This is a genomic window from Arenimonas donghaensis DSM 18148 = HO3-R19, from assembly GCF_000743535.1.
Taxonomy (GTDB): domain Bacteria; phylum Pseudomonadota; class Gammaproteobacteria; order Xanthomonadales; family Xanthomonadaceae; genus Arenimonas; species Arenimonas donghaensis.
Window position 1 is genome coordinate 122,511 of record NZ_AVCJ01000043.1, and the last position, 22,018, is coordinate 144,528.

At 70.6% G+C, this 22,018-nt stretch carries 20 protein-coding genes; all 20 read right to left on the bottom strand.

From position 1 onward, the window contains the following. Positions 1 to 151: 151 nt before the first annotated feature. Positions 152 to 1,093 (bottom strand): radical SAM/SPASM domain-containing protein, encoded by a 942-nt coding sequence (locus N788_RS11410; protein WP_034225165.1) that lies wholly within the window; start codon positions 1,091 to 1,093, stop codon positions 152 to 154. Next, positions 1,090 to 1,965 (bottom strand): glycosyltransferase family 2 protein, encoded by an 876-nt coding sequence (locus N788_RS11415; RefSeq protein WP_244444127.1) that lies wholly within the window; start codon positions 1,963 to 1,965, stop codon positions 1,090 to 1,092. Before N788_RS11415 ends, N788_RS11410 begins: the two co-directional genes overlap by 4 nt. After that, entirely contained in the window at positions 1,962 to 2,801 is an 840-nt protein-coding gene (locus tag N788_RS11420) for a class I SAM-dependent methyltransferase (RefSeq protein WP_051924604.1), read from the bottom strand. The genes N788_RS11415 and N788_RS11420 overlap by 4 nt, the downstream gene beginning before the upstream one ends. Positions 2,802 to 2,810: 9 nt before the next feature. Beyond that, positions 2,811 to 3,668 (bottom strand): glycosyltransferase family 2 protein, encoded by an 858-nt coding sequence (locus tag N788_RS11425; protein ID WP_034225167.1) that lies wholly within the window; start codon positions 3,666 to 3,668, stop codon positions 2,811 to 2,813. Further along, positions 3,665 to 4,855 (bottom strand): ABC transporter ATP-binding protein, encoded by a 1,191-nt coding sequence (locus N788_RS11430; RefSeq protein ID WP_034225169.1) that lies wholly within the window; start codon positions 4,853 to 4,855, stop codon positions 3,665 to 3,667. The genes N788_RS11425 and N788_RS11430 overlap by 4 nt, the downstream gene beginning before the upstream one ends. After that, positions 4,852 to 5,625 (bottom strand): ABC transporter permease, encoded by a 774-nt coding sequence (locus N788_RS11435; RefSeq protein WP_034225170.1) that lies wholly within the window; start codon positions 5,623 to 5,625, stop codon positions 4,852 to 4,854. The genes N788_RS11430 and N788_RS11435 overlap by 4 nt, the downstream gene beginning before the upstream one ends. Position 5,626: 1 nt before the next feature. Next, on the bottom strand, positions 5,627 to 7,810 hold the full coding sequence (gspD, locus tag N788_RS11440; protein ID WP_034225172.1) for a type II secretion system secretin GspD: 2,184 nt from the start codon (positions 7,808 to 7,810) through the stop codon (positions 5,627 to 5,629). A 4-nt stretch (positions 7,811 to 7,814) separates the two neighbouring features. Continuing rightward, complete coding sequence (locus tag N788_RS11445) at positions 7,815 to 8,546, bottom strand: hypothetical protein (protein WP_152560470.1); 732 nt, start codon at positions 8,544 to 8,546, stop codon at positions 7,815 to 7,817. Beyond that, positions 8,539 to 9,132: a type II secretion system protein GspM gene (gene gspM / locus N788_RS11450; protein WP_034225176.1), complete on the bottom strand. Its 594-nt coding sequence runs from the start codon at positions 9,130 to 9,132 to the stop codon at positions 8,539 to 8,541. The genes N788_RS11445 and gspM overlap by 8 nt, the downstream gene beginning before the upstream one ends. Next, positions 9,116 to 10,249, bottom strand: coding sequence for a PilN domain-containing protein (locus tag N788_RS11455; RefSeq protein WP_051924605.1), 1,134 nt, complete (start codon positions 10,247 to 10,249; stop codon positions 9,116 to 9,118). The genes gspM and N788_RS11455 overlap by 17 nt, the downstream gene beginning before the upstream one ends. Further along, positions 10,249 to 11,127 (bottom strand): type II secretion system minor pseudopilin, encoded by an 879-nt coding sequence (locus tag N788_RS11460; protein ID WP_034225178.1) that lies wholly within the window; start codon positions 11,125 to 11,127, stop codon positions 10,249 to 10,251. Before N788_RS11460 ends, N788_RS11455 begins: the two co-directional genes overlap by 1 nt. Next, the gene (locus N788_RS11465; protein WP_051924606.1) at positions 11,124 to 11,804 is read right to left on the bottom strand and encodes a prepilin-type N-terminal cleavage/methylation domain-containing protein; all 681 of its coding nucleotides are present in this window, start codon (positions 11,802 to 11,804) and stop codon (positions 11,124 to 11,126) included. Before N788_RS11465 ends, N788_RS11460 begins: the two co-directional genes overlap by 4 nt. Further along, complete coding sequence (locus N788_RS11470) at positions 11,801 to 12,256, bottom strand: type IV pilus modification PilV family protein (RefSeq protein ID WP_034225180.1); 456 nt, start codon at positions 12,254 to 12,256, stop codon at positions 11,801 to 11,803. Before N788_RS11470 ends, N788_RS11465 begins: the two co-directional genes overlap by 4 nt. Then, entirely contained in the window at positions 12,253 to 12,705 is a 453-nt protein-coding gene (gene xpsH / locus N788_RS11475) for a type II secretion system protein XpsH (RefSeq protein ID WP_034225182.1), read from the bottom strand. The genes N788_RS11470 and xpsH overlap by 4 nt, the downstream gene beginning before the upstream one ends. Before the next feature lie 19 nt (positions 12,706 to 12,724). Beyond that, on the bottom strand, positions 12,725 to 13,150 hold the full coding sequence (gene gspG, locus N788_RS11480) for a type II secretion system major pseudopilin GspG (protein ID WP_034225184.1): 426 nt from the start codon (positions 13,148 to 13,150) through the stop codon (positions 12,725 to 12,727). A gap of 3 nt (positions 13,151 to 13,153) precedes the next feature. After that, positions 13,154 to 14,371, bottom strand: coding sequence for a type II secretion system F family protein (locus N788_RS11485; RefSeq protein ID WP_034225186.1), 1,218 nt, complete (start codon positions 14,369 to 14,371; stop codon positions 13,154 to 13,156). A gap of 4 nt (positions 14,372 to 14,375) precedes the next feature. Continuing rightward, positions 14,376 to 16,088, bottom strand: coding sequence for a type II secretion system ATPase GspE (gene gspE / locus N788_RS11490; protein ID WP_425476484.1), 1,713 nt, complete (start codon positions 16,086 to 16,088; stop codon positions 14,376 to 14,378). A gap of 148 nt (positions 16,089 to 16,236) precedes the next feature. Further along, a complete protein-coding gene (gene purL, locus N788_RS11495) occupies positions 16,237 to 20,091 on the bottom strand; it encodes a phosphoribosylformylglycinamidine synthase (protein WP_034225191.1) in 3,855 nt (1,284 codons plus the stop codon). 85 nt (positions 20,092 to 20,176) lie between these two features. Next, complete coding sequence (locus N788_RS11500; RefSeq protein WP_034225193.1) at positions 20,177 to 20,968, bottom strand: thioredoxin fold domain-containing protein; 792 nt, start codon at positions 20,966 to 20,968, stop codon at positions 20,177 to 20,179. A gap of 94 nt (positions 20,969 to 21,062) precedes the next feature. Continuing rightward, entirely contained in the window at positions 21,063 to 22,016 is a 954-nt protein-coding gene (gene xerD / locus N788_RS11505; RefSeq protein ID WP_034225194.1) for a site-specific tyrosine recombinase XerD, read from the bottom strand. Between the last annotated feature and the right edge of the window lie 2 nt (positions 22,017 to 22,018).

Sequence of the window (22,018 nt, forward strand, 5' to 3'; positions counted from 1 at the left end):
GCAAAGTAATCCGGAACCTAGCAGGATTTATCCGCCGTTCATATGGCGGGTGGCCGCTTTCACGCGGTATTAACGTTTTAGGGCTGACGTCCCTCCCACAGTGGCCCGATGAGGGATTCGCGCCTGAAGGCGCTCCTACAGGGGTTCGGGCTTAGTTGTTGCCGCCGTCGAGGGCGGCGTCCTGCGGCGGGCCGGCGGCGCCGGCGGGGCCGACTTCGCAGCCGCCGCAGATGCGCATGCCGGCGCGGTTGTCGCGCAGCTCGTTGACGAAGCCGGCGCGGGCGGCGCCCGCCAGCACCTCGTTGTAGGACTGCTCGCGCAGGTTGCCCAGGATGCCGGCCTGGGGATGCACGCAGCAGGGCACCACGGTGCCGTCGGCGTCCATGTACAACTGGTTCACTTCCCCGTCCCAGGGGTGGTCGGTGAATTCCGCCGGGTCGGCCATGAACAGGCAGACGCCCTGGCCCGGCTGCGGATCGCGGCCGGTGAGGTTCTGGCTCGATTCGGGCAGCCACATCCAGCGCCGGAAACGCGGCGTCCAGCCGCGCGGCAGCAGGAAGGCATTCCAGCGCTCGCGCGAGGCTTCGTCTTCACACACCGTCATCGTGCGCAGCTCGATGTCCTGGCCGTGCTTGTCGCACAGCGCCTTGGTGCGCTCGAGGAATTCTTCCAGCTTCGACCACTGCGACGGCGGCCGTAGGCGTTCGTATTCCTCCGGCGTGCCGTCGCCGTCGCAGCTGACGATGATGCGGCTGAGCACGCCGCCGGCGATCGCCTTTTCGAAATCGTCCCAGTAGACCTTCTGCGCGTTGGTCGAGAGTTCGACCTGCTCCACGGTCCAGCGCTGCTTCGGGATATGCGCCAGCAGGCCGGAAAGATTGCGGTGCAGCAGCGGTTCGCCGAAGTTGAACAGGCGCAGCAAATGGATGCGGTCGACGTCGATGTTGGCCAGGATCGCGGCAAAGTCCGCTTCCGGCACCTGGCTGATCTTGGGCTGCAGGATCGAATTCGGGCAGCCCAGGCAACGCAGCTGGCAGCCGTGCACGATGTCCAGGTGGGCGAGATAGATGCTGCGGGCGGGCTTGCGGTTCATCGCCATAGCTTACGGGCCAACGTCAGCGGCAGGTGCAGCCACAGCGCCAGGAACAGCAGCGGCTGCAACCACATCGGCGTCTGTTGCGCCTCGAACTTGCGGAAATAGCGCCACATGCCCCGGTGTTTCTGCCATTCCACCCAGGCCGGGCGGCGGCGACTGGACACGCCGCGCAGGTGGGTGACGGCCAGGTCGTTCACCACCAGCACCTCGTAACCGGCCTGGCGCACGCGGCGGCACAGGTCCAGGTCCTCGGCGTGCAGGCGGTAGCCGTCGTCGAACCCACCGATGCGCACGAACAGCACCGCCGGCAGGAACATCAGCGCGCCCGACACCGCGTCCACCGGCTGCACGTCCTGCCCGGGGTCGCGACCCATGAACAGGTTGTCGCGACGGCCGAACGAAAAAAGCTGCTCGCGCAGCGAGGGATCGCTGCGGCGCGAGGCAGGGTCCGGCACGCCGGTTTCGTCGCGGTGCTCGACGCCCAGCAGGCCGGCACCGGCGCGCGCCATCGCGACTTCGGCGAGGCGGGCCAGGGTGTCGCGTTCGACGAAGGCATCGGGATTGACGAAGGCGATCCAGGGCTGGGCGATGGCGGTCGCGCCCTGGTTGCAGGCGGCGGCGAAGCCGCGGTTGTCGTCGTTGCGCACCAGGCCGATGCGTGGGTCGCGGGCGGCGAGGCGCTCGACGATCGCGCAGGTGTCGTCGCCCGAGGCGTTGTCCACCACCATGATGCGCATCACCTGCCGGGCCGCCAGCAGCGCTGACAGGCAGCGCTCGATGGTGCTGGCACTGGCATGGGTCACCACCACCACGCCGACGTCGCGGGCACCGAAATCCAGCGCGCCCTGGGGTACGGTGCGCTGGCTCACGGGTCGCCCCGCAGTCGGGCCAGCTCGCCCTCGAGGTGGGCGATGTGGGCGGCGGCGGCGCGGTTGCGGCGCACTTCGTCGCGGTAGTCGGCGTACACGCTTTCGGCCAGGTCGCCGTGCAGGGATAGCGCCGGCAGGGCCGCCAGGACTTGCGGCTCGCGGGCGCAGGCGGCGACCAGGTACATCGGTTCGTAGGCCAGGCCGGGCCGCAGGCCTTCCGGGGTGGCGGTGCTGGCGTCGGCCGCGCCGCGCCCGGCCAGGTCCCACAACACCGACTGGAACAGCAGCTTCTGCCCGAACAGGCGACGCGCCGGGAATCGCGCCGCCAGCAGGGCCTCGAACTCGTCTCGGTAGAGCTCGCGCACGTGGTGCGGGTTCACTTCGCCGGTGAGGTCGGTGTACACGCGCTTGTCGGGCGTGGACACCAGCAGCAGGCCGCCGGGGGCCAGCAGGCGGGCAAAGCCGTCGAGCAGCCGCTCCTGGGCCTGCACGTGCTCGAGGGTTTCGAAACTCAGGATCAGGTCGAAGCTGGCGTCGGCCAGGTGGTCCAGGGCGGTGGCATCGGCCTGTTCGAAAGCCAGGCCGGGCACGCCGGCATAACGCGCCCGGGCATGCCCGACGGCACCGGCGTCCAGGTCCAGGCCCAGCACCTGGCCGCCGGCATGGGCCATCAGGGCGCTGCCGTAGCCTTCCCCGCAGGCCGCGTCGAGCACGCGCCGGCCGGCGGCCAGCGGGCGCGCCAGGGCGTAGCGGTGCCAGTGTTCGTAGGCGATCTCGAGGCCGCGCTCGGGCGTGTAGCGCTCGCCGGTGAACGGCAGGACGGGGTGTTCGGACATGGGCAGATGCTAGCCGAACAGGTCGCGCTGCGGGCCTGAACGCGCGAGTTTTTCCAGGTTCTCCTGCAGGCGCTGCCGGTGCGGACGCAGCGGGTCGGCCATGATGAACCGGGCCACGCGTTCGTTGTAATCGGGCCAGCGCGCCAGCAGCCGGGCCAGGTTGTCGCCGTTGGGGGCGATGTCCAGTGGTCCGAAGGACGCGTTGCCCTGGTGCACCACGTAAGCGGTTTCGCACAGCACGTTGCGCCAGCCCATGGCGGCGGCGCGCAGGCAGAAGTCGTTTTCCTCGCCATAACCCAGGCCGAAGGTGGCCGCGTCGAAGCCGCCCAGCTGGCGCAGCGCGGCGCGCCGGACGTACATGCAAAAGCCCACGGCCGTGGGCAGTTCGGCCAGGTCCGGCTCCAGGGTCATCGCAGCGGCTTCGGCCACGCTGTCGGGGTGTTCGGGCACCGGGTTGGCTTCGCAGAAACGCGGGAAACTGCAGATCTCCGCATTGTTGGACCAGGGCGTGACGGTGGCGATGCGCGGGTCGCGGTCGGCGCAGCGGGCGATCTGCTGCAGCCAGCCGGGCGTGGCGATGGTGTCTGAATTGAGCAACACCAGGTCGGCATCGCCAGTCTCTGCGAAGGCGGCATTGCAGTTGGCGGGGAAGCCCAGGTTCTGCTCGCGCAGGACATAGCGGGCGTCCAGGGCGCTGCGATAGCACCAGCCGCGCACCATGGGGCTGATGCGCGGGTCGGTGGACGCGTCGTCGGCCAGCAGCACCTTGCTGCCGGCCGGCAGCGTACGGTCGAGCGAGGCCAGGCAGGCATCCACGGCCTCGAAGGCGTTGTGGATGGGCACGATGACGGTCGGCAGCGGGCTCATGGCCTGCCCCACCGGTGCTGCAACCGCACCAGGCCGAATTCGCGGGACTCGCCGCGGACCACCACTTCGCGCTCGCGCTGGTCGAACAGGCGCAGGCCTTCGGCGTCCAGGGCCACGGCGCGCAGACGGTAGCGGCCGGGCAGCAGCGGCAATGCATCGAAATCCACATGGAAGGCGAAGTGCCCGTCACCCAGCGGCTCCGGCGCGACGGCGTCCATTTCCGAACTGACGCCGTAGACCGGCGTGCCGTCGGCGTGCAGCCAGCCCAGCATCGCCACCGGCGCACGGCCGTCGCGGCTGTGCAGCACCAGGTCGCAGGCCAGGCCGGCGCCCTGCCCCAGCGTCACCGCCTCGTGGGAGTCGTCGCCCTGCAGACGGAACGACTGCAGGCTGATTTCGCCCGGCAGGCGCGGCTGCACGGCGGTTTCGCTGGCGACCTCGCCGGCGGATTTTTCCGCCTGCGCCGCTTCATAGGCCTGGCTGACGTCGAAAACGTCGCCCAGCGCCCGGACCTTGCCGTCCTGCAGCCACAGCGCGCGCCGGCACAGCTTGCGCACGTGGTAGAGCGAGTGCGACACCAGCAGCAAGGTGCCGCCGCTGGCCAGGTAGTCGTCGAGCCAGCGGATGCATTTGCGCTGGAAGGCCTCGTCGCCGACGGCCAGCACCTCGTCGGTGATCAGCAGCGCCGGCCGCACCGCGGCGATGACCGCGAAGCCCAGGCGCACGACCATGCCCGACGAGTAGTGCTTCACCGGCTCGTCCAGGTAATCGCCGATGTCGGCGAAGGCTTCGATTTCGGGAAGTTTCCCGGCCAGGGCGCGGGCATCCAGGCCATGCAGGGCGGCCGCCAGTCGCACGTTGTCGCGGCCGCTGAGTTCGGGATGGAATCCGGCGCCCAGCTCCAGCAGCGCGCCGACCGGGCCACGCGTGCGCACCGTGCCCGCGGTCGGCGTCAGCACGCCGGTGACCAGCTTGAGCAGGGTGGACTTGCCGGCGCCGTTCTCGCCGATGATCGCCAGCGATTCACCGGGCTGCACGCTGAAGGCGACATCCTCGAGCACGCTGGCATGCCGACGCGCCGGACGGCCGCGCACCACGTCCCACAGCGCCGCCAGGCGGTCGCCGCGGTGGCCCAGCACCGGGTAGCGCTTGCACAGGCCGCGGACGTCGACCAGCGGCGTGCTCACAGGAAGTCCTCGAGGTGGGCGCGGCTGCGGCGCAACAGCCACTGCGCCAGCACCAGCAGTAGTCCGGCGAACGCGGCGCAAACGGCCAGCGACTGCCAGTCCACGAGTCCGCCTGAAAGGCCGGCGCGAATGCTTTCCACCGGCACCGTCATCGGGTTGAGCACCAGCCAGGGCGAAACTTCGGCCGGTAGCAGCGCGCGGTCGTAAAGGATCGGCGTGAGGAAAAACCCGAGCACCAGCAGCTGGCCGGTGAGCGCGGCGATGTCGCGCAGGAACACCTGCAGCACCGCCAGCAGCCTGGCCAGCGCCAGGGCCAGCACCGCGACCACGCCCAGCCCGGCGGCCAGGGCCGGCAGGCCGGTCCAGTCCAGCGGCACGCCCCATATCCACAGCGCCAGCAGCACGGCGGCGAAGCCAGCCAGCTCGATCAACGCGGCGGCGGCGACCCGGGTGTCCACGTAAAGACCATGCGGCACGGTGACCTTGCCGATCAGCGCGGCGTTGTCGGTCAGCGCCACGACGCCGCGGTTGACGGCATTGGCCAGCAGGTTCCAGGGCCACAGGCCCAGCGCCAGGAACGCCGCGTAGGGCAAGTCGCCGCCGCCCATGGCGCGCGCCGGCAGCAGCGCGCCGAAGACCCAGGCCAGCACCGCCAGCTGCAGCAGCGGCAGCAGCAACAGCCAGGCGGCGCCGAGCAGGCTGCCGCGATAGCGTTCCTCCAGTTCCCGGCGCAATAGCTCGCGGAAAACGGCGCGGACGGCCGGACCCATGTCAGCGGCTGTCGTCTTCCCGGCGCAGCGGATCGAGCGCGCGGAAACGCTCGCCGTATTCGTCGGTCAGGCGACGGGCTTCATTGGGGTCGCGGATGACGCGCGGGGTGACCAGGATGATCACTTCCGTGCGCAGCGTGTCTTCGGTCTTCTTGCCGAACAGCGCGCCCACCACGGGCAGGCGGCTCAGGCCGGGAACGCCGTCGCTGCCCTTGAGCGAACTGTCGCGGATCAGGCCGGCGAGCATCACCGTCTCGCCGCTCTGGATCGCGGCTTCGGTGACCAGGCTGCGTTTGTTGATCGGCAGGTTGCCGTTTTCGTCGGCCGTATCGCCCGGCGAGCTCACTTCCTGGTCGATCTCCATGAACACGGTGCCATCGCGGCTGATTCGCGGGGTCACGGTGAGGATGACGCCGGTATCGAGATACTGGACCTGGGTGAAGGTGCCATTGCCGCCGGTACCGTCCCCGACGATCGGATTGAAGCTGGTCGAATTGACGGGGATCTTGGTGCCGACGTCGAGCTTGGCTTCGGCGTTGTTGCGCACCACGACCGAGGGCGTGGATAGCACGCGTACGTTGGATTGATTGTCCAACGCCGTGATGACCGCCGCCGCGTTGCGCCCCAGGAAGGTCCAGCCCAGGCCACCATCGCCGGTCACGCTGCCGGCGATGTCGCCCCAGATGTCGCGTCCCACGGCACTGGGCAGGTCGTTTTCGGTAACGGCCTGTTCGAAGAACCAGTTGACGCCATAGCTGAGCTTGCCGCTGAGCTCGACTTCGACGACCTGCGCTTCGATGTGAACCTGCAGCGGCATCGTGTCCAGGCGTTCGATGGTGCGCCGGATCGACTCCCACTGCGCGGGCGTGGCGCGCACCAGCAGCGCATTGGATTCCTCGACCGCGCTGACCGACACGTCGTCCGAGGAACCCACGGCGATGCCGTCGCCGCCGCGGTCGCCGCGGCGTGCGCTGGCGGCCTGCTCGGCGGCCTTGGCGCGCGCGCCCGGGTCGGCGGCGTCGGGCGCCGGCGTGTTGATCGAGCGAATCTGCACCGGCTCAAGGCCGGGCATCAGCGACGGCGGGCCGCTGGCCTGGCTGCCGCCGGACGCCGAATAGCCACCACCAAAGACCTGGCTGAGCTGCTCGGCCAGGTCGGTGGCCTTCATGTACAGCACTTCGTAGGTATACAGGCGGGCACCTTCGCCGCCACCGGCATCCAGGCGTTCGATCCAGGTCTTGGCTTCGCTGAGGTAGCGCGGCTGCGGCGTGATCACCAGCACGGCGTTCTGGCCCTGCAGCGGCATGAAGCGGAACATGCCCGACACGGGCGTATTGCCTTCGGCGCCGAACACCGCCTCGAGTTCGGCCACCACCTCGTCCGCTTCCGACGAGAGCAGCGGGAACACGCCGACCGACATGCCCGACAGCCAGTCGACGTCGAAGATCTCGACCGTGCGCAGGTAGTTCTGCAGCTCGGCGCGGGTGCCGGCCAGCACGATCAGGTTGCGCGCCGGGTCGGTGCTGACCACGGCATTGGGCCGGGCATAGGGTTCGAGCACCTTTTTCATCTCGTTGGCCGAGATGAACTGCAGCGGCACCGCGCGCACCTCGTAACCACGGGCGTCGGCGACGCCGCCGGTGCGCGGCGACAGGTTGCCGGCCAGGGCCTGGTCGGTGGGCAGCACGTTGTAGCGGCCGTCGAGCCAGACCAGGCGGGCGTTGTTCCAGCCCAGCACCATCTCCAGCAGGCCCAAGGCCTGGGCGGCATTGACCGGGCGCGGCGTCGCCAGCGTCACCTGGCCTTGCACGCCGGGCGCGATGACGTAGTTCTGCTGCAGCAGGTCGCCCAGGATCACCTTCACCACCGCGTGCACCGGCTCGCCTTCGAAGTTGAAGGTGGCCTCGCCCGGCATGTCCAGCGCCGGCGGCGGCGCCGAAGCAACCCGTTCGTTGATCACGCGGCCGCTGCCCGGGGTCAGGCGCGGCGCATAGGGGTCGGGCGCGGCCTCGGCAGACGGGTCGGCATCGGCCTCAGGCGCGGTGGCCTCGCGGCTGACCACCGGCACGCCGGCCATCGGGTCGGCGCCGCGGCTGATGACCGGACCGGCGGGCGTGGCGCAGCCGGCCAGGAAAACCAGCAAGGCCAGCGCGAGCAGGGGAACGGGGCGGAATCGGACTGTCATCTGGCTACTCTACCTTCTGGCCTTCGCGTGCGGACTGCTCGCGCATCTGCGCGCGGCGGGCCTCGATGCGGCGACGGATTGCTTCGACTTGCTGTTCTTCGCTCATGGCCCCGGTCTCCGTGGCCGTCGCCGGACGCGGTTCCTCGCTGGCGGGCGTACTGGTCGCCACCGGGGCACGGCGGCCGCGACGGCTGCCCTCGGCCTGTGGCGGTGGTGGCACCGCGGCGGTTTGTGAACGGACCGGGTCGCCGCTGCCGTCGTAGACGCGCAGGTCCAGGCGGCGTTCGCCTTCCGGGCCCTGGAAGACCGCGGCGCGCGGTTCCAGCGACACCAGCCGCCAGGACGTGCCTTCGACCAGTTCGCCCTCGCGGACACGTTCATTGCGGCTGCCGTCCGGGCTCTGCAGCATCGCGGCCCGGAACTCGCCGGCCAGCAGCACGCCGGTCAGGCTGAAGTCGAGCGGCGCGTCCTGGTCGCCGGATTCCGACACCGCGGCCGGACGCCGGCTCGGGATCAGCAAGGGCCGCTGGGCAACCTCGGCGTACTGGCTGGGCGGACCCAGGCGCGGGCCGGTCTCGGCCAGTTCGACCCGTGGCAGCGCCGGCGCCAGCGCCGGGTCGTCGGGATGCGGGCCGAAGTTGGCGCCCAGGCCGGCGACCGCCAGCAGCAACAGGGCCAGGGCCCAGGCCGCCAGCGCGGCGGGCAGCACGTTCACCGGGCGCAGGGACTCAAGCACCGGGCACCCCCGGCACTTCGAGCAGGTAGCCGTAGAGGTTGAAGTTCACGTCCACCGCACCCGACTCCTGGACGGCGCCCAGATAGCTGGCACGCGAGAGCAGGTCGAGGTTGTCGACGAACAGCTGCGGGCTGCCACTTTCGAGCTCATGCAGCACGGCCGCCAGCTCGGGCATGCCGCAGCGCAGACGCACCTGCACGGTGGCGCGGACGAAGGGCTCGTCGCTGCGACCCTCGGTGGGCGTGCGGGCGGTGATCTGGCAGCGCGAGGACTGCTGGCTGGCCTGGGACACCACGGCTTCGAGCCGCTGCACCAGCGCCGCCGTCGCCAGCTGGCGGTTGGCTTCGGGCAGGTAGGCGGTATTGCCCGCTTCGAAGGCGCGCACGCGCTGGAGTTCGGCTTCCAGCGCCGGGCGCTGGGCGATTTCCATGCGCAGCGCCAGTTGTTCATCACGCAGGCGGGTGATTTCGCCGCCCATGGCCATCATCGGCGCGGTGAACCACCAATGCACCAGGACGAAGTAGGCCAGCGCGGCCAGGGCCACGCCGGCCAGCAGCCAGCGGGCGCGGTCAGCGGACGGTGCCATCGGCGACCTCCGTCGGCCCGGCAACGATCCGGGCGGTGAGCGTGAAACGATCGCGCCCGCTGCGCGGATCGGCCTGCACCGCGCCGGTGAGGGCGGGTTCGGCCACGATCGGCGACGCCTGCAGCAGGCCCACCAGGGCCGGCGCGGCGCGACTCTGGCCGACCATCACGATCTTGCCGTCGTCGATGGTCAGCTTGTCCACCGAGGTGTCGTCGGGGACGCGGCGGGTGAGCTCGTCCAACACTTCGAGCATCGTCGGCCTGGCCGCGCGGCGCGTGGCCAGGAAATTGGCGGCCTCGACCTTGGCTACCAGCTGGTTGCGGGCCATGCGCGCCTGGCGTACCTCGGCATTGGCCTGGGCGACTTCGGCGCGCAGCTCGGCCAGGGCCTGGCTGCGGTTGTAGCGCACCAGCCCCAGGGCCAGGACCAGGGCCACCAGCGCGATGCCGGCCAGGGCCAGGTTGAGGCGGCGCGAGGGGTCGGCGCGACGGGCGCGCTGGGTGTGCGCCAACAGGTTGATGCCCAGCCCGCGACCGTCGGCATCACGCACGTCGGCACCGGCCAGGCGCGCGGCCAGCGGGCCGATGGCCTGCAGCTCCGCCTCCAGGCGTGCGCGCGGCAGCACCAGCAGTTCGACCCGCAGCGCCTGGCCGCCGGCATCACGGCCCAGCACCCGGCCTTCGAAGCTCACCTGGTCGGCGGTGAACGGGGTCTGGCGATCGATTTCGTGCACGAGTACGTCGCGAAGGCGTGCTTCGGCGGCCACCGGCAGGCTGAGCGTGCGGCGCAGCACGGCGCTGGCCGGCAACATCAGCCATGCCGGCGCCGGGGAGTCGGCCAGGCGGCGGGCCATGGCATCCCGGACGTCGGGGTCGGACAAGGGGACCTCGCCCAGCGGGCGCTCGCCGGCGGCGTCGGCGACGGCCACGCGCAGCTGGTCGCCGTCGCGATCGAGCAGCAATCGGCTGGCATCGCCTTGCACGAGCGGTTTGAGCGCCGGCGGCAGCACGCCCTGCCACGCCGCGGCCGCCTCGCGGCCCCAGGCCGGCAGCGGCGTGCGCGCCAGTCGCAGGCGCAGGGTTTCCAGCGATGTGGTGAATTTGTCGACAGCAGGCATCAGTCGGGTTCCCCTACCCGCCAGGCCAGCGGTGCGTAGAGCTGGCCGAAGCCCGCCGCCGCGCCGATCCGCACGGTGCTGGTGACTTCGACCGCCAGGCCGTCCGGACGTACGGCGCGGCTGGCCACACTATACGTGCCGGACCCGGCCGCGGCGAGGGCGCCGCCTTCGGGCGACAGGGGCAGCGGCAGGCCCGGCTGCCAGGCCGATCGCGCCTCCACCCAGGCCATGGCGTCGGCCGGCGCCATGCCCAGCGCCTGCAGCACCGGAAGCTCGGCGAAGTCGCGCAGCGGCCGGGGCGCCGCGGTGTAGACGGTGACATAGGGCACCAGGCGCCGGTAGACGTCCTCGTCCATGCCCAGCACCTGCTGCAGTTCGGACACGGTATGGAAGGGCTGGTCCTTGGCGCCGTAGTCAAGGTCGGCGGCGGCGTAATCGGGGTCTTCGGCGCCCCCGCCGATGGCCAGCAGGTCGTCCGGGTCGCGCCAGTCCTGGATGGCGCCGGCCAGCTGCCGGGCCCGGGCTTCCTCGACGCCCAGCGCCAGCATCAGGTCGGCGATCAGCGAGGCATCGGCGGCATTGATGTCGACCTTGCCCGACTCGTCGCGGACCCGGACCTCGACCTGGTGGCCGGCGTATTCGAAGGTGTTGGCGCGACCGTCCGGGAACCAGCGGCGGGTGGGATCGGCTTCGGCCAGGCGCAGCGCGGCGATCTCCAGGCCCGATTCGGCCGCCAGCTGGCCGGCCAGGCGGGCGCGCAGCGCGCTGCCCTGCATGGACTCGATGCGGGCGCTGAAGGCGAACACGACCACCAGCCCGGCCAGCAACAACAGCAGCCAGATCACCAGCAGCAGGGCGGCACCGCGCGCGCGTTTCATCGCACCCGCCCCGGTTCTTCCGGCTCGGGATCACCCGGCGACACCCGACCGCCGCCGCCCGGCTGCGGCGACTGGCCCAGGCGCGGCGCGGCCACGAACTCGGGCCAGCGTGCCCTCGGCTCGGCGAACTCCAGTTCCAGCCGCACCAGGCGCGGGATTTGGCCCACCGTCTCCCAGTCGGACTGCCAGTCGCCCGGGTCGCCGTCGGGTTCGAGCGTGCGCACGGCGAAGCGGGCGTCGCGGATGCCGTCGAGCAGGATTTCCGGCGGGCGCTCGTGTTCGATCGGGCCTTCCGGGCTGAGCTGGTTGTGCTGGAACTGCAGCTGCAGTCCGCGTGGGCCGCGCACCAGACGGAACTCCTGCACGTACGGGCCGCCGCGCGAGAGGTAGCCGGGCATCGGCGCGACCAGGCGCAGGTGGTCGTCGCTGGCTTCGAACACCGGCGCTTCTTCGCCGGCGCGCGGGATTTCCATCGGCAGCATCAGCGCCCCTTCGAGCTGCCGGCGCAGGAACCCCTGCACGGCGCGCAGGCGCTCGGCGCGCTGCGATTCCTGTTCGGCGACGGTGGTGGCGCGGGTGGCATTGGTGAGCGCGGCGAAAGCCAGGGCCATGCCGGCCGCCAGCAGCGCCGTGGCCATCAGGACCTCGATCAGGCTGAAGCCGCGCGTCGCCTTCATTGCAGGCCCCCTTCCACCGGCTGCGGGTACCGCGCGCGCAAGCTGGTGAAGCGCAACTGGCGCGCGTATTCGCCCTCGCCCCAACCGACGTCGAGCTGGAGTTGGTACAGCACCGGCGCATTGGCCCTGACCCGGCCGACGGCTTCCACCGGTTCGCTGCCCGGCACTTCCGGCGCCGCCGGCGCCGGGTCGGGCACTTCGGTGATTTCCAGGGTCCAGCGATAGCGACCCCGCGAGAATTCGCCCTGCTGCGTGCCCGGCTCGATCGCCGACAGCACGCCCTGCCCGGCCAGCAGGCTTTCGGCCAGCAGCGAGGCCTCGGTGGCGTCGCCCGAGGTGCGCACCTGGGCCAGTCCGCCGCCGAGGATGGCGATCAGGATGCCCAGCGACACCGCCATCAGGACGAAGGCCAGCATCACTTCGATCAGGCTGAAGCCCCGGACGCGGCTCATGGTTCGCCCTCGCCGCGGCCCAGCGTGACTTCGCCGGTCAGCCAGGCCACGTCCACGCGCCAGGCCGCCTCGCTGCGCTTGATGACGATGCGGCCGCCGGTGGAGGCGCCTTCGGGGAAAAAGCGCACGGCGGCCTGGTCGCGGGCCGGGCGTTCCTCGAGCGCGGTGGTCGCGACCACGTCCAGGCCTTCGGGCAGCCTGCCCTGGCGCTCGTCGGCGCCACGCCATTCGCGTGAGTTGACGTCGATGACGAACACCTGCGGCCGGCCGGTGGCGATGGCGCGGGCCCGGGCGAAGCGCAGCTCGCCGGCGACCGTGCGCGCGGCGTCGTGCAGTTCGCGGCCGGGCAGCGAACGCCCGATGACCATCGCGCCGATGCCGGCCAGGGTGGCGATCAGCGCCACCACGATCATCAGTTCCAGCAGCGACATGCCGCGCGCGCGATTCATGGCGGCGTCGCCTGCCCGGTCAGGGCTTGCGGATGTCCGCGTTGACGCTTTCACCGCCGGCGGCCTGGTCGGCGCCCAGGCTCACCAGTTCGAAGGGGCCGTTGCTGCCGGGACGACGGAACTCGATGGGCGTGTTCCACGGGTCCTTGAGCTCTTCGGCCTTGGCGTAGGGGCCGAGCCAATTGGGCTGGCCGCCGCCGTTGACCAGCTGGTCGAGCGAGTCGGGCAGGCGGCCGGTGTCGAGGCGGTAGGCGTCGATCTTCTCGGCCAGGATGGTCAGCTGGCTTTCGGCCAGGCGCACGTTGGCGCGGTCCTGGCCGCCCATGACGCGGCTGGCGACCAGGGCCAGCACGCCACCGATCAGGACGATGACGATCATGATCTCGATCAGGCTCATGCCGCGCTGGGCGCGCGGCTGCCGGGGGATGCGGAGGGCTTTTTGCATGGGTCAGCCTATGGCGTTGGTGAGGTCGTAGATGGGCAGCAGCACGGACAGGATGATCACCGCAACGATGATCGTCATCACGATGGTCAGGGCCGGCACCAGGGCCGCCATCAGGCGGTCGAGGGCGTTGCTGGTCTCGAGGTCGAAGGTATCAGCCACTTTCAGCAGCATGGTATCGAGTTCGCCGGACTCCTCGCCGACCTGGATCATCTGGACGGCCAGGCGCGGGAAACATTTCTGCCGGCCCAGCGCGTAACCCAGGCCGTTGCCGGTCTTGACGTCCTCGGCGGCGGCTTCGACGGCGTCGGCCAGCACCCGGTTGGACAAGACCGGGCGCGAGAGGTTCAGTGCGTTCAGCAAGGGCACGCCGTTGCGCACCAGGGTGCCGAGGGTGCGCGCCAGCCGGGCGGTGTCGAGCCGCGAGACCAGGTCGCCGACGTAACGCAGGCGCAGCATGCGTTCATCCAGGGCGCGGCGGGCGTCGGGTTCACGCAGGCGCATCGCCAGCCACAGGCCGGCACCGACCAGCAGCAGGGCCACGGCCCACCACCAGGCGCGCATGAACAGGCTGGCGTGCAGCACGGCTTCCGAATACCAGGGCAGCTGCGCATCCATGCTTTCGAACAGTTCCTGGAACTGCGGCACCACCACCGCCATCAGGAAACCCACCGAGGCGAACACCATCACCACCAGGATGACCGGGTAGATGAGCGCGTTGACCACCCGGCCGCGCAGCTTGGCGTTGCGCTCGAGGTAGTCGGCCAGCCGGCGCAGCGACTCGTGCACGCTGCCGCCGGCCTCGCCGGCGCGCACGAGGTTCACGTACAGGCGCGAGAACACGCCGTGCTGCTGTTCAAGCGCGGTCGACAGCGGCGCACCGCCGCGCACGGCCTCGCGGATGCGTTCGACCACGCGCCGCGCCTGCGGGGTTTCGGGCAGTTCCAGCAGGATGCCCAGGGCGCGGTCCAGCGGCTGGCCGGCGCCGAGCAGCGTGGCCAGCTGCTGGGTGAACTGCAGGACCTGTTCTTCGTCGAATTCCTTGCGCCGCCAGGGCGCCGACCAGCCCACGCCCGCGCCGTCGGCGTCGGCGCGCTGCGCTTCGACCGGCAGGTGGCCCTGTTCCTGCAGGCGCACCACCACGTCCTCGGCGCTGCCGGCTTCCATCTGGCCTTCAAGCATTTCGCCGGCGGTGGACAGGGCCTTGTAGCGGAACAGCGGCATCGGCTCAGGCTTCCTGGGTCACGCGCAGGACTTCCTCGATGGTCGTCAGGCCCTGCATGGCCTTGAGCAGGCCGTCTTCGTACATGGTGCGCATGCCGCGCTGGCGGGCGGCGTCCTCGAGCTCGCCCATGCCGGCGTGCTGCATCACCATCCGGCGCAGTTCGTCGTCCATGACCAGGAATTCCATGATCGTGGTGCGCCCCAGGTAACCGGTGGGCGTCAGCGCGGAAGGCTTCGGGCGGTACAGATGGATCGGGCCTTCGGGCTGGAAACGGCGCAGGCCGAATTCCTCGATCACTTCGGGCAGCGCCTCGTACTTCTCGGCGTGCGTGGGTTCGATGCGGCGCACCAGGCGCTGGGCCAGGATGCCGTTCACCGTCGAGGTGAGCAGGTAGTCCTCGACGCCCATGTCCATCATGCGGGTGATGCCGCCGGCGGCGTTGTTGGTGTGCAGCGTCGAGAGCACCAGGTGGCCGGTGAGCGCCGACTGGATGGCGATGCGCGCGGTTTCCAGGTCGCGCATTTCGCCGATCATGATGATGTCCGGGTCCTGGCGCACGATCGAGCGCAGCGCCTGGGCGAAATCCAGGCCGATCTGCGGCTTGGCCTGGATCTGGTTGATGCCCTCGATCTGGTACTCGACCGGATCCTCGACGGTGATGATCTTCACGTCGGGGGTGTTGAGCTGGCTCAGCGCCGCGTACAGCGTGGTGGTCTTGCCCGAACCGGTCGGGCCGGTGACCAGCAGGATGCCGTGCGGCTGCTCGAGCACCTTGGTGAACTTGCCGAGGAATTCATCGGTGAATCCCAGGGCCTTGAAGTCCAGCACCACCGACTCGCGGTCGAGCAGTCGCATGACCACGCTTTCGCCGTGGGCGGTGGGCACGCTCGAGACGCGCAGGTCGAGTTCCTTGCCCTGCACCCGCACCATGATGCGGCCGTCCTGCGGCAGCCGGCGCTCGGCGATGTTGAGCTTGGCCATGATCTTGATGCGCGAGATCACCGCCGCGGTGAGGTTGGCCGGCGGCGACTCGGCTTCTTCGAGCACGCCGTCGACGCGGTAGCGCACCTTCAGGCGGTTTTCGAAAGGTTCGATGTGGATGTCGGAGGCGCGCAGCTCGACCGCGCGCTGGATGACCAGGTTCACCAGCCGGATCACCGGCGCTTCGGAAGCCAGGTCGCGAAGTTGTTCGACGTCGGCCTCGTCGCCGCTGGATTCATCGCCCAGGTTTTCGACGATGGTGCCCATGGCCGAGCGACCGGTGCCGTAATAGCGCTCGACCAGGTCGGCGATCTCGGCGCGCAGGCCGACCTTGACCCGCACCGCGCGCCCGGTCGCCAGGGTGACGGCTTCGGCGGCGTAGGGCTCCTGCGGATCGGCGACCAGCAGGTCGACGTGGGTTTCGTCCTCGCCGACCGGGACCACCGAGGCCTGTTTGAGGAAGCGCAGCGACAGCTGCACGCCCGGCGGCGGCGCGTCCGGGCAGTCCTTGGTGGACACCAGCGGCAGGCCCATCACCTCGGCGGCGGTTTCGGCCATGTCGCGCTCGGACACCATGCCAAGCCGCACCAGCAGCGCCACCAGCGAGCCGCCGGCTTCGGCGTGCAGGCGCTGGGCCCGCGCCAGGTCGCTGTCCTTGAGGCGGCCGCGTTCGGCCAGCGCTTCCGCGATACGCAGGTCGGCGTTCTGGCTGGTTTCCTGGATTGCCGAAGCCACGGGCGACTCCATGATGGGGAGCCCGGAATTTAGCAGGTCTCATCCACCCGCGGGTTCAGCCGCGGACGCCTGGACGCGCCGGGACCGGGCCCTGCCCGCTCCCGCTCCCGCTGTCGGGGTCAGCGTTTATGCACGTCTGGAGCCGGGATCAACCGACCCAGGCGCGGGCGTTTCGGAACATGCGCATCCAGGGCGAATCCTCACCCCACTCCGCCGGATGCCAGCTCATCTGCAGGGTCCGGAACACGCGCTCGGGATGCGGCATCATCAGCGTCGCGCGGCCGTCGCGGCTGGCCAGGCCGGTGATGCCGCCCGGCGAACCGTTGGGATTGGCCGGATAGGCCTCGGTCGCGGCGCCGCTGTTGTCGACGAAACGCAGCGCCACCGCCGCCTGGTCCAGGTGACCGGGCTGGTCGAAGCGGGCCTGGCCTTCGCCGTGGGCCACCACCACCGGGATCCGCGAACCGGCCATGCCGGCGAACAGGATCGACGGGGATTCGAGCACTTCCACCAAGGCCAGGCGGGCTTCGTACTGCTCGCTCCGGTTGCGCAGGAAACGCGGCCAGTGTTCGGCGCCCGGCACCAGGCCCTTGAGCTGGGCCAGCATCTGGCAGCCGTTGCAGACGCCCAGGCTGAAGCTGTCGGCGCGTTCGAAGAAGCGGGCGAACTGTTCGCGCAGGTCGGGGCGTTCCAGGATCGAGGTGGCCCAGCCGCGGCCCGCGCCCAGCACGTCGCCGTAGCTGAAGCCGCCGCAGGCCGCCATGCCCTTGAAGTCTTCCAGGCGGTGCCGGCCTTCGATCAGGTCGGTCATGTGCACGTCGATGGCGCTGAAACCGGCGCGGTCGAAGGCCGCGGCCATCTCGACCTGGCCGTTGACGCCCTGCTCGCGCAGCACCGCGATCTTCGGACGCACGCCGGTGTGGATGTAGGGCGCGGCGATGTCGTCGGCCGGATCGAAGCCCAGCACGGGCGACAGGCCCGGATCGGCGAAATCCAGGCGCGCCGCGCGCTCGCCGTCGGCGCCGGCCGGGTCGTCGCGCAGCGCCTGCACGGCGTGGGTTACCGACCACCAGGCGCCGAAGAGCTGCTGCCAGCCCCACTCGGCCAGCAGTTCGCGGCCCTGGTTCACGCGCACCACCGGTGCCGTGGTCGGCTTGCCGATGCGCTGCGCGCAGTGCGTGAGGTCGTGGCGGTTGACCAGGTCGGCGAACGCCACCCGGTGTTCGCTTGCGATCTGCACCACCGCGCCCAGTTCTTCGTTGAACAGCGCGGCGAAGGCGTCGTCGCCCCAGCCTTCGAGGTTGAGTTCCAGGCCGCAGTGGCCGGCGAAGGCCATCTCGCAAAGCGCCGCGAAGGCGCCGCCGTCGGAACGGTCGTGGTAGGCCAGCAGCAGGTCGTCGGCGCGCGCGGCCTGGATGAGTTCGAAGAACGAACGCAGGCGGTCGGGTTCGTCCAGGTCCGGGCAGGCGCCACCAAAGACGCCGTGCACCTGGGCCAAAATGGAACCGCCCATGCGGCGCTGGCCGGCACCCAGGCCGATCAGCCAGATTTCGGTGTCGCCGTTGCGCTCGAGCACCGGCAGCAGCTGCCGGCGCGCGTCGGCGACGCGGGCGAAGGCGCTGATCACCAGCGACACCGGCGATACGACCTTCTGCGGGCCCTCCTCGGCCTGCCACTGCGCCTGCATCGACAGCGAGTCCTTGCCGACCGGGATGGCGATGTCCAGCTCCGGGCACAGCTCCATGCCCACGGCCTTGACCGCGTCGAACAGCGCCGCGTCTTCGCCCGGGAACGCCGCCGCGGCCATCCAGTTGGCCGACAGCTTCACTTCCTCGAGCGAGGCGACCGGCGCCGCGGCGAGGTTGGTGATGGCCTCGCCGACGGCCATGCGCGCCGAAGCGGCGGCGTCGAGCAAGGCCAGCGGGGTGCGCTCGCCGATGGCCATGGCTTCGCCGGAAACTCCGTTGAAGTCGGTCAGCGTGATGGCGACGTCGGCCAGCGGCAGCTGCCAGGGGCCGACCATCTGGTCGCGCGAACACAGGCCACCGACGCTGCGGTCGCCGATGGTGACCAGGAAGTTCTTGGCCGCCACCGTCGGGTGCGACAGCACGCGCAGGCCGGCTTCGTGCAAATCGAGCCTGGCGCTGTCCAGCCGCGGCCAGCGCGGCGTCGACTCGCGCTGGGTATCACGCGACATCTTCGGCGAATTGCCGAACAGCAGGTCCATCGGCAGGTCGATGGGCGTGCTGCCGTCGGCGTCGCGCAGCACCAGGCGCTCCTCGGCGGTGGCGTGGCCGACGACGGCGAACACGGCACGTTCGCGCCGGCAGATGGCTTCGAAGTCCGCGACGCGGTCGGCGGCGACGCCCAGCACGTAACGCTCCTGGGCTTCGTTCGACCACAGCTGCATCGGCGACAGCGACGGATCGTCGCTGGGGATCTTCGCCATCTCGATCACGCCGCCGACGTTGGAGTCGTGCAGCAGTTCCGGGATGGCGTTGGACAGGCCGCCGGCACCGACGTCGTGGGCGGTGAGGATGGGATTGCGTTCGCCCTGGGCGAAGCAGCGGTCGATCACTTCCTGGCAGCGGCGCTGCATTTCCGGGTTGTCGCGCTGCACCGAGGCGAAGTCGAGGTCTTCCGAGCTCTGCCCCGCCGCCACCGACGAGGCGGCACCGCCGCCCAGGCCGATCAGCATCGCCGGGCCGCCCAGCACCACCACCGCGTCGCCGGGTCGCAGGCCCAGCTTGGTGACCTGCGAGGGGTCGATCGCCCCCAGGCCACCGGCGAGCATGATCGGCTTGTCGTAGCCACGCACCAGGCCGGGCTGGTCGGTGGCCTGCTCGAAGCTGCGGAAATAACCGGCCAGCGCCGGTCGGCCGAATTCGTTGTTGAACGCGGCGGCACCGATCGGGCCGTCGGTCATGATTTCCAGCGCGGTCGCCATGCGCGGGTTGAGCGGACGCTCGGATTCCCAGGGCTGGGGCAAGGACGGGATGCGCAGGTGCGACACCGAAAAGCCGGTGAGGCCGGCCTTGGGCTTGCCGCCACGGCCGGTGGCCCCTTCGTCGCGGATCTCGCCGCCGGCGCCGGTGGCGGCACCCGGGAACGGCGAAATCGCGGTGGGGTGGTTGTGGGTTTCGACCTTGATCGCGAAGGCCGAATCCATCGGCGCGCTGTGGCCGTATTCGCCGGTGCCCGGCTCCGGGCGGAAGCGCGCGCCGGGATGGCCCTGCACCACCGCCGCGTTGTCGCTGTAGGCGGTCAGGGTCAGCTGCGGGCTGCGCGCGTGGGTGTTCTTGATCATCCGAAACAGCGAAAGCGGCTGCGGCTCGCCGTCGATGATCCAGTCGGCGTTGAAGATCTTGTGCCGGCAGTGTTCGGAATTGGCCTGCGCGAACATCATCAGTTCGGCGTCGGTCGGGGCGCGACCCAGGTCGCCATAGCGGCGGCGCAGGTAGTCGATCTCGTCGTCGGACAGGGCCAGGCCCAGGCGGGCATTGGCGGCGTCGAGCTGGTCGGTCGGGATGTGTTCGACCGGGCCCGGGGTGCCGGCGACGAACAGCGCCGCCGCCTGCTCGCGTGACTCAAGCAGGGATTGGGTCATTGGATCGTGCAGGATGCGGGCGAGCCTGGGCCAGCGCGGGTCGTCGGCGGCCGGCAGGCCATCGAGGTCGAGGCGGGTGCCTCGCTCGACGCGTTTCACCGAAAGGCCGGCGCCGCGCAGGATTTCAGTGGCCTTGCTGGCCCAGGGCGACAGCGTGCCCAGGCGCGGCACCACGAATCGCGGGCTGGCGCCGGCTTCAGGGGCCTGGAAGGACACGCAGCCTTCCAGGATCCGGCCCAGCGCGGCGGTGTCCGGGCTGGCGCCGGTTTCGGGCTCGATGAAGTAGGCGAACCAGGCACCGGTGAGCCGGAGCCCGGGCACGAGCTGCTGCAGGCGGGCTTGAAGACGTTCGTGCCGGAAAGGCGACAGGGCCGGCAGGCCCTCGAGGACGATCATGTCCGCACAGATTCCTGGGGAAGCGGGCCGCCGATTGTAAACCAAGGCCGGGCTCCCGGCCCGGCCTTCGGGTCCTTTTCTGGGCTTATTCGCCCGATTTGGCCGCCATTTCGTCCAGGCGGGCCAGCATTTCCGCCGGCGGTACGTAGCCACCGAGCTGGGTGCCGTCGGGCGCGTAGATGGCCGGGGTGCCGTCCAGGCCGATGCGGCGGCCCAGGTCGAAGTCCTGGGTGACCGGGCTGGTGCAGTCGCCCTGGGGCAGGTCCTTGCCGGCCTTGGCTTCGGTCAGGGCCTTGCGGCGGTCGGGCGCGCACCAGACGTTGACGGCCTTCTGGTAGGACTCCGAGCCGATGCCGGCGCGCGGATAGAACAGGTAGTTCACGCTGATGCCCAGGCGGTTGTACTGGGCGATTTCGCTGTGCATGCGCCGGCAGTAACCACAGTCGATGTCCGTGAAGACGGTGACTTCGTACTTGGGCTGGGCCGCGGCGAACAGGATGCCGGTGTCCTCGCCGAGGCCGGCGAGCATGCCGCGGCGCAGCCGGGCTTCGCTGGCCTGGGTGAGGCTTTCGCGGCTGGCGATGTCGACCAGCGACCCCTGCAGCAGCTGCTTGCCGTCCTGGGAGACGTACAGGACGCGCGCACCCACCGCGACTTCCACGAAGCCGGGGATGGGCGACGGCGCGATGCCGTCGATCTTCATGCCCGGCGCCAGGGTCTGCAGCGCGGCCTGGATGCGCTCGCGGGTGGCGGCGTCGGCGGTGGCCGGTGCGGCAGCGGCCTTCGCCCCGGCCTTGGCCTCGGTGGCCGGCGTTTCGGCGGCGCAGGCGGCCAGGGAGGTCGTGAGGGCGAGGGCGAGCAGGGTCGGGCGGATCATCAGGTGGAATTCCCAGGAACGTAGCGGAGGCAATGCCGGTCCGACCCGTCAGGGATCGGAAAGTTCCGCGATTCTCGCACAGGCGGCCGTCTTCTCAGGCGCGCGGGTGGTGCTGCTGGTGCAGGCGCTTGAGCCCCTCGCGCGCCACCAGCGTGTAGATCTGGGTGGTCGACAGCGAGCTGTGGCCCAGCAGCATTTGCAGGGTTCGCAGGTCGGCGCCGTGGTTGAGCAGGTGGGTGGCGAAGCTGTGGCGCAGCCCGTGCGGGCTGACCCGGGCCGGGTCGATGCCCGACAGCACGGCCAGGCGTTTGACGACGTTCCAGAACTGCTGGCGACTCAGGGCCTCGCCGCCGCGCCCCAGGAACAGGGCCGCCGCCGGCTTGCCCGCGGCCAGGGCGGGACGGGCCTGGTCGAGGTAGGTCTGCAGCCAGTGCTGGGCTTCCTCGCCCAGGGGCACCAGGCGCTCCTTGCCGCCCTTGCCGGTGACCCGCAGCACCCCCTGGCGCAGGTTGACCGCCATCGCCGGCAGGTTCACCAGCTCGCTCACGCGCAGGCCGGTGGCGTACATCAGTTCAACCATGGCGCGATCGCGCAGGCCGGCGGCGGTATCCACGTCCGGGGCCTGGATCAGCGCCTCGACTTCGCTTTCCGAAAGCGCCTTGGGCAGGCTGCGCCCCAGCTTGGGCGGGTCGAGCCGCGCAGTGGGGTCTTCGTCGCGCAGGCCCAGGCGCGCCTGCTGGGCGAAATACGCGCGCAGCGCCGACAAAAGCCGGGCATTGCTGCGCGCGGCATAACCGGCGGCGGTGCGGTAGGCGAGGTAGTCGAACAGGCCCTGGCGCCCGACGCCGGCCAGGCTCTGGCCGCGGGCGGCCAGCCAGCGCGCCAGTCCTTCGAGGTCCCGCCGGTAGCTGTCGAGGGTGAGCCGCGCCAGTCCGCTTTCGGCCCAGGCCCGGTCCAGGAAACCGGTGATCGCCCGCTGGTCGGCCTCCGAGGCCGGCGGCAGGGCCAGGGCGCGGGCGCGACGATCGGCAGGACGGCTTGCGGGCATGC

What these genes read in the sequence shown, in the direction of transcription:
- N788_RS11410 (WP_034225165.1), bottom strand. Translation starts at nt 1,093, where the DNA reads ATGAACCGCAAGCCCGCCCGCAGCATCTATCTCGCCCACCTGGACATC.
- N788_RS11420 (WP_051924604.1), bottom strand. Translation starts at nt 2,801, where the DNA reads ATGTCCGAACACCCCGTCCTGCCGTTCACCGGCGAGCGCTACACGCCC.
- N788_RS11425 (WP_034225167.1), bottom strand. Translation starts at nt 3,668, where the DNA reads ATGAGCCCGCTGCCGACCGTCATCGTGCCCATCCACAACGCCTTCGAG.
- N788_RS11435 (WP_034225170.1), bottom strand. Translation starts at nt 5,625, where the DNA reads ATGGGTCCGGCCGTCCGCGCCGTTTTCCGCGAGCTATTGCGCCGGGAA.
- gspD (WP_034225172.1), bottom strand. Translation starts at nt 7,810, where the DNA reads ATGACAGTCCGATTCCGCCCCGTTCCCCTGCTCGCGCTGGCCTTGCTG.
- gspM (WP_034225176.1), bottom strand. Translation starts at nt 9,132, where the DNA reads ATGGCACCGTCCGCTGACCGCGCCCGCTGGCTGCTGGCCGGCGTGGCC.
- N788_RS11455 (WP_051924605.1), bottom strand. Translation starts at nt 10,249, where the DNA reads ATGCCTGCTGTCGACAAATTCACCACATCGCTGGAAACCCTGCGCCTG.
- N788_RS11460 (WP_034225178.1), bottom strand. Translation starts at nt 11,127, where the DNA reads ATGAAACGCGCGCGCGGTGCCGCCCTGCTGCTGGTGATCTGGCTGCTG.
- N788_RS11465 (WP_051924606.1), bottom strand. Translation starts at nt 11,804, where the DNA reads ATGAAGGCGACGCGCGGCTTCAGCCTGATCGAGGTCCTGATGGCCACG.
- N788_RS11470 (WP_034225180.1), bottom strand. Translation starts at nt 12,256, where the DNA reads ATGAGCCGCGTCCGGGGCTTCAGCCTGATCGAAGTGATGCTGGCCTTC.
- xpsH (WP_034225182.1), bottom strand. Translation starts at nt 12,705, where the DNA reads ATGAATCGCGCGCGCGGCATGTCGCTGCTGGAACTGATGATCGTGGTG.
- gspG (WP_034225184.1), bottom strand. Translation starts at nt 13,150, where the DNA reads ATGCAAAAAGCCCTCCGCATCCCCCGGCAGCCGCGCGCCCAGCGCGGC.
- N788_RS11485 (WP_034225186.1), bottom strand. Translation starts at nt 14,371, where the DNA reads ATGCCGCTGTTCCGCTACAAGGCCCTGTCCACCGCCGGCGAAATGCTT.
- purL (WP_034225191.1), bottom strand. Translation starts at nt 20,091, where the DNA reads ATGATCGTCCTCGAGGGCCTGCCGGCCCTGTCGCCTTTCCGGCACGAA.
- N788_RS11500 (WP_034225193.1), bottom strand. Translation starts at nt 20,968, where the DNA reads ATGATCCGCCCGACCCTGCTCGCCCTCGCCCTCACGACCTCCCTGGCC.
- xerD (WP_034225194.1), bottom strand. Translation starts at nt 22,016, where the DNA reads ATGCCCGCAAGCCGTCCTGCCGATCGTCGCGCCCGCGCCCTGGCCCTG.